Genomic DNA, 5,835 nt, shown 5'->3' with positions numbered 1-5,835 from the left:
GTCCCCGGCTAATCGGTTCAGGCGGTTTCTCGGGCGTAAACGGCCGCAGCCTATCGCGAGCGCAGGAGCGTCGCCAACGGGCGGAACGGCTGCAGCCAGGCGCCCTGGACGGGGAGATTGTCGAGGCTGATGCGTGGCAGCGGCTCTCGGAACACCCCGTCGATGTCCTCGAGGTCGACGAATTCGAGCACGTCGGACTGGGTCGCCCACGTCGCGTGCTCGCGGAATCCGATCACGGAGACGGGGATGTCCTCGGCCAGCTCCTCGAGCGGCTCGCGGAAGGCCTGCCCGTCCGCCGAGGCGACAACGAGCCCGGCGAGCCTGCCGGCGTCGGCGATCGCGTCGATGTGCTCGAGCATGTCCTCGTCAACGTCCGAGTCCTCGGTGCTCTTGGGCTTGGCGAAGACGGCGTAGCCGACGTTCCGCAGCGCCTCGACCCACGGCCGGACGACATCGGCCTGTCCGGGGACGATGTTGGTGAACACGGTGGCCTCGGTGGAGAGCTCCTGCCGGGAGCGCCGCGACACGTCCGCCGTGTAGCCGAGGAGCCAGCGGCCGAGGGCATCGAAACGTGGGCGATATGCCGAGGTCGGCCTGCCGCCGAGAATCGCGCCGAGGCCCATGTCCAGGTTGGGGGCGTCCCACACGAGAAGGACGACGCCTTCGCCGTCATCCTCGTGGGCGGATCCGGTATCGGGGCCTGCGCCAGGTCCGGGAGCGGGAGAATGGGAATCGGAAGAGTGCGCCCCACCCGCGGCGAGTTCGTCGCGGGAATCCGCGCCGTCACCGGACGGCGCGCCGGGGGTGGCTTCGCTTTGGGGACTATTCATGTCTCGAACCTTTTTCTGTGCGAGCCCGCAGGGGCCGCGACACCCGCCGGGCGCCGCTCGGGATCCAATCGTGTCTAGCGGCGCACGAATACATAACGAAACGCCGTTACCCAAACCTATCGGCATTGACGGGCGCGGCGAAACATCTCCGCCGAACGGGATCGGCTACGCGTCGGCGGCGCGGCGCCAGAAGAACTCGCGGATTGCGCGCTCTTCGTCGATCCCCTTGCCCTCGAATTTGGTCACGGGGCGCTCGATCGAGAAGGGGATCGCGTCGGGGACCTCGGACTCCGGGATGCGCGACAGGCTCGGCGCGGAGTTGCCGACCTCGTCGATCCACTCGCCGTAGTCGACGTGGTCGGTGGCCACGTGCAGCACGCCTCCGGGCGCGAGGCGCGAGGCGATGAGCTCGAAGGTGCTGAGCTGGAGGAGGCGGCGCTTGTGGTGGCGCGCCTTGGGCCAGGGGTCGGGGAAGAACACGCGGACGCCGGCGAGGGAGGCCGGGGCGATCATATTCTCGAGGACGTCGACGCCGTCGCCGCGGATCATCCGCACGTTTTCGAGCTCCCCACGCAGGACGAGGCCGAGGAGCTGTGCAAGCCCCGGCTGGTAGACCTCGACCGCGATGACGTCCTTGTCCGGCTCCTCCGCGGCCATCGCCGCCGTCGAGGTGCCGGTGCCGGAGCCGATCTCGACGATCAGCGGCGCGGTCCTGCCGAACCACTGCTCGGCGTCCACGACATCGTCGGCGACGTTGCGGCCGTACTGCGGCCAGTGCTGTTCCCAGTTGCGCTGCTGCCCGGGGCGCAGCGTGCCGCGGCGGAAGCGGTAGGCCGTGACCCGCGGGAACAGCCGGCGGTCGTCGTCGGGGGTCTCGGCCTGGCGGGGCTGCTCGGGGTCCCGGGGTTGCCCGGATTCCTGGAGCTGCCCGGCGGTCTCGCCAGCCTCGTTCTCGTTCTCGCGCTCGTCGCTCACGCCTGGATTATCCCCGTTTGGCGGCTCGCGGGGCAAAAGCATCTCCCATGACGCCGGAGGTGCCCGGAATGTAGCGCCCCCATGAAAGCCACGTGTTGGGGTTCGATACACCTATGACTCCGAAGGAAGCCGCCGGGGATCCCGGCTCCTCCGCGCTCGTGCTCGCAGCGGAGGCGGCACTGCGCCGGCACGCGGCCGCCGGGGGCGTGCCGGAGCTCGCCCGCCACGCCGCGGCTCTCCGCGCGCCCGTCGTGGTCCGCGTCCTCGGCGGCGCGGGCTCCGGCCACGAAGAGCTGGCGTCCGCCCTCTCGGCGTCCCTCCTCCGGCGTTCGCCGGCGCCCTCGGGCGGCGGGGCGCCGATCGAGTTCGCCGCCACGGATGTCGATGCCGCCTGCGGGCTCGAGATCGGTGGGGTCGGCGCCGTTTCCAGTGCTATCGGCGCGAACGGCTCCGGAGGCGCCACGCCGGCCCCGGATGTCGAGATCTTCGCCTGGTGCACGGCCCCGTGCGCGCACGAGCTCCGCCTTCTCCGCAGGCCGCGCCGCCACCCGGCGTTCGTCGTGGCGACCCGCGCGGAGCATTGGAAGGGCTCGGGCGCCGGGACGCCCGAGTGGGCGGCGGGCGTGCCCGCGCTCCGCACTGGCGGAAGCATCGATGTGGCCCTCGGCCTGTTGCGCCGTGCGCTGCTCGAGGTCCCCGCGGCGAGGGTCGCCGCCGCCCTCGCCCGCCTCGAGCGGGACTGCCTCGGCTGGTCCCCGCGGGACCCCGTCGAGCGCGCGGCGGCCGAGGTCCACGGGGTCCTTTCCGAGTCCGTGTACCCCGAGCCCGCGGAGATCCCGGCGTGAGCGCCGTGTCCGCTCCCCCGCGCCCCGATGCGCCGCCGGCCGCAACGGTCGCGAATGCTGTGCCGGCCGCAAATGCACCGCCGGCGCCCACGCTCGGCGGCACTATCGCCGTCCTCGGCGCGAAGGACAGCGGCTCCGCGGGAATCGCCGCCCACCTCGGCGACACCACCGGGGAGCGCATCGTCTCCGCGCTCGCCGCAGGCGACGCGCCGGCACTCGTCCTCGTCGTGGTCGATGCGCTGTGTCCCATCCGCCCGGACGACCTGGAGATCGCCGCGCGCCTCGCCGCCAGGTTCCCCCTCGCCGTCGTCCTCGTCCGCGCCGAGAAGTACGGCAGCGCGGTGGCCGCGACCGCCTCCGAGACCGCCAGGCGCCTCACATCGCGCAGGCTCCCGCCTCCTGTGCTCGCGGCCCGCCTCACAGACCCGGCAGCCGAAGCAGACGGCGCGGACTCCGTGGACGGCGCGCTCTCCGGCTCCGCCCTGGTGGCCGAGGCGGCGCGGCGCGCCTGTGCACCCGAGGAGGTCCGGGCCGCCGCGGCAGAGTCGTTGCGCGGGACGGCGCCTGCCACGGACCTCCCGCAGGCCGCGCAGTTCGGAGCGGCGGCGGGCGGCGGCGCCGGGGCGGCACGGCCTCCGGCGTCACGCGCATCGGTTCTCGACTGGCTGTCCCGGATCCGCACAGAGGTGATCTCCGCCCGCACGCAGGCCGTCCGGCAGCACGCGCACGCCGCGCGGCTCGCCTCGGGTTCGGCGGTGTCGCGTCGGATCCGCGAGCTCTCGGCCGAGGCGCGCGCCGAGATCGCCGCGGCGCCGCGGCGCGAGCTCCCGGCGCTCGTCGAGCGGATCGATGCCGCGGCGGACGAAGTCTCCTCCCACATCCTCCGCAACGCCGACTCCGAGGCCGCGTACCTGCGCCGTCAGCACCTCGGCTCCCCGGGAGAACGCGAGCGTTCCCCCGCGCCGCCGCCGCTGGCGCTGCGGTTCTGCGCGCCTCCCGTGCACCGCGGGGAGGAGGCCACGCTCGTGTTCATGGGGGCTGCGGGCGGGGCAGGGCTCGGTCGGCTCGTCGCCGCGCTGCTCCCCGGATCCGCGCTCGCCCTCGCGTGTTCCATCGCGGCTGCGGTTGCCGGCGGACTCTTCCTCGGCGCACTCGGCGTTCGGGCGCGGCGAACCGCGGCGCTGCGCGCGCACCTCACGGCGCTCGCGGCGGAGGGCTTCGCCGCGCTTCGCGCCGAGATCGACCACGCCGTCTCCGAGATCCTCCTGCACACCGAATCCGCGATCACCGATGCCTTCGCCCACGACCCCGGCCCCCGCGTCCGCGATATCGAACGCCGTATCCACTCTCTTCGAACCTCCGGCGCGCCCGGCACTTCCACACAGGCGGAATAAATGAGCGACTTCCCCGAATTCCCCGGCGCCGGCCATCATCCCGGCGACGGCACCCACGGCCCCCTCACCACCCCGGAGGGGGATCCCGTCGTTTGCGGCGTCGACGGCCTCCCCGCCGCCACGGAGAACTCGCTGAGCTTCCGGATGCCGCTCGCCAGTGAGATCCTCGACATCGGAATTCCCGAAGCCGACATGGACGGCGACGGGTTCATGGAAGCTCTCACCCTCCAGGACGAGCGAGGGCTCACCGTCTACAGCGATGCGGACGGCGACCGCGCCATCGACAGGGTCTCGACAGTCCGCTTCGACGGGACCTACGACTCCTGGGAGCTGAGCAACGCCCGCGAGCACACCGCGTTCGGTGGGTTCACCTCCGGCGCGCCAACCCTCGAAGAGGACCTCCCCCGCTGGACGTGCCTGGACTGGGGCCGCATCTAGCGGCACGCCAGGCGGCCGCCGGACCCGCTACGCGCCGGGCAGGCCACAATGTGAGGCATGCCCGCTCGCCGCGATCGCGCCACGCGCCAAAGACGACACTGGTGGTCCTCCGCGCGCCTGCGCATCGTGCTCGGCATCTCGCTCACCACGCTCGTCGTGTTCGCGGTCGTCGCGCTCATGGTGTTCCAGCTCCTCCGTATCAGCGAGCAGCGAGAGACCAATCAGGTCATCGAACGCAAGGTCGAGGACGTCATCTCCTACGTGCAGAGCGGCGCCGGGGACCTTGCGAGTAGTGGCTCCGGGTCCACGTCCGCGATCCTTCGCGCGTTCCTCACCCAGCAGTATCCGCAGGACGATCAGGTGATGATCGCGACGGCGATCCCCTCGGGCACGCAGATGACCCTCGCGAAGAACGATGCCGATAGCGATCCGTACTTCTCTCCCGACGACCGGCGGGAGCTGCTGCGGATCGCCGCGGAGAGCCCCGAGCCCTCCGGGATCACCGACGCAGGCATCCGGTGGGCCAAGGTCACCGTCGCCGGAGATGACGCCAGCGAGGACGCGAGTCTCCTCGTCGCGCAGAGCGCGGTCTCCTCGCATAACAGCATCCGCGAGGTCATGCAGCTCGTGCTCTTCGCGCTCGCCGTCGGGCTCGTAGTCACGGCGCTGCTGTCGTGGGTGCTCGCAGGCTGGGTGCTCAGCCCGGTTCGCCGCGTCCGCCATTCGACGCAGAGGATCTCGGCAGAAGACCTCTCGCGCCGCGTCCCCGTCGTCGGCGGCGACGAGTTCGTCGAGCTCGCCCTCACCGTCAACGCCATGCTCGACCGCGTCGAGAACGCCTACAACACCCAGCGCGAATTCCTCAACGACGCCGGCCACGAGTTGCGCACCCCACTCACCGTGGTGCAGGGATACCTCGACATCCTTCCCGAGGACCCCGCAGAGCGCCGCGAGACTCTGCACCTCGTCCAGGACGAGCTGTCTCGGATGACACGGATCGTCGAGGACCTCCTCGTCCTCGCGCGCTCGCGGCGCCCCGATTTCCTCCGCCGCGCCGCGACCTCCCTCGAGGAGCTCGTGCTCGAGGTGGAGCTCAAGGCCGAAGTCGTCGCGGACCGGGTGTGGGACGTCCGGCCCGAGGCGGCCGAGATCGTCTCGCTCGACCGCCAGCGGATCACCCAGGCGCTCCTGCAATTTGCGTCGAACGCCGTCAGATATACCGAGCCGGGTACCCGCATCGAGATCGGCTGCCGCGTCTTCCCCGAGCACGCGCAGCTGCCACTCGGGCTGCCGAGCCCGGACGACGGGGAGCTCATCCACTTCTGGGTGCGCGACCACGGCCACGGCATCCCA

6 protein-coding genes are annotated in these 5,835 nt (G+C 71.8%); 4 read left to right on the top strand and 2 right to left on the bottom strand.

Annotation, left to right across the window (positions count from 1 at the left end; all coding sequences use genetic code 11):
- Positions 1-50: 50 nt before the first annotated feature.
- Both V7E05_RS13230 and trmB read right to left on the bottom strand, forming a co-directional pair.
- Positions 51-830 (bottom strand): NYN domain-containing protein, encoded by a 780-nt coding sequence (locus V7E05_RS13230; RefSeq protein WP_333620108.1) that lies wholly within the window; start codon positions 828-830, stop codon positions 51-53.
- A gap of 165 nt (positions 831-995) precedes the next feature.
- Positions 996-1,841, bottom strand: a complete 846-nt coding sequence (gene trmB, locus V7E05_RS13225; protein ID WP_442891681.1) for a tRNA (guanosine(46)-N7)-methyltransferase TrmB — start codon at positions 1,839-1,841, stop codon at positions 996-998.
- A gap of 77 nt (positions 1,842-1,918) precedes the next feature.
- On the opposite strand from trmB, the gene V7E05_RS13220 reads away from it, so the two are divergent.
- From V7E05_RS13220 to V7E05_RS13205, 4 genes are all read left to right on the top strand, one after another.
- Positions 1,919-2,650 carry a hypothetical protein gene (locus tag V7E05_RS13220; protein WP_333620107.1) on the top strand — a complete coding sequence of 244 codons (732 nt, stop codon included), beginning with the start codon at positions 1,919-1,921 and terminating at the stop codon, positions 2,648-2,650.
- The gene (locus tag V7E05_RS13215; RefSeq protein WP_333620106.1) at positions 2,647-4,044 is read left to right on the top strand and encodes a hypothetical protein; all 1,398 of its coding nucleotides are present in this window, start codon (positions 2,647-2,649) and stop codon (positions 4,042-4,044) included. Before V7E05_RS13220 ends, V7E05_RS13215 begins: the two co-directional genes overlap by 4 nt.
- Positions 4,045-4,482, top strand: coding sequence for a DUF6802 family protein (locus V7E05_RS13210; protein ID WP_333620105.1), 438 nt, complete (start codon positions 4,045-4,047; stop codon positions 4,480-4,482).
- Positions 4,483-4,539: 57 nt separating this feature from the next.
- The coding region (locus tag V7E05_RS13205) for a sensor histidine kinase (protein ID WP_333620104.1) at positions 4,540-5,835 on the top strand (1,296 nt) is incomplete at its 3' end.

This window comes from Dietzia sp., assembly GCF_036741115.1.
GTDB lineage: Bacteria > Actinomycetota > Actinomycetes > Mycobacteriales > Mycobacteriaceae > Dietzia.
This window is presented reverse-complemented; position numbering and strand designations above follow the sequence as displayed.

Coding starts and splice junctions, on each gene's coding strand:
- V7E05_RS13210 (WP_333620105.1), top strand. CDS start 4,045: ATGAGCGACTTCCCCGAATTCCCCGGCGCCGGCCATCATCCCGGCGAC.
- V7E05_RS13220 (WP_333620107.1), top strand. CDS start 1,919: ATGACTCCGAAGGAAGCCGCCGGGGATCCCGGCTCCTCCGCGCTCGTG.
- V7E05_RS13230 (WP_333620108.1), bottom strand. CDS start 830: ATGAATAGTCCCCAAAGCGAAGCCACCCCCGGCGCGCCGTCCGGTGAC.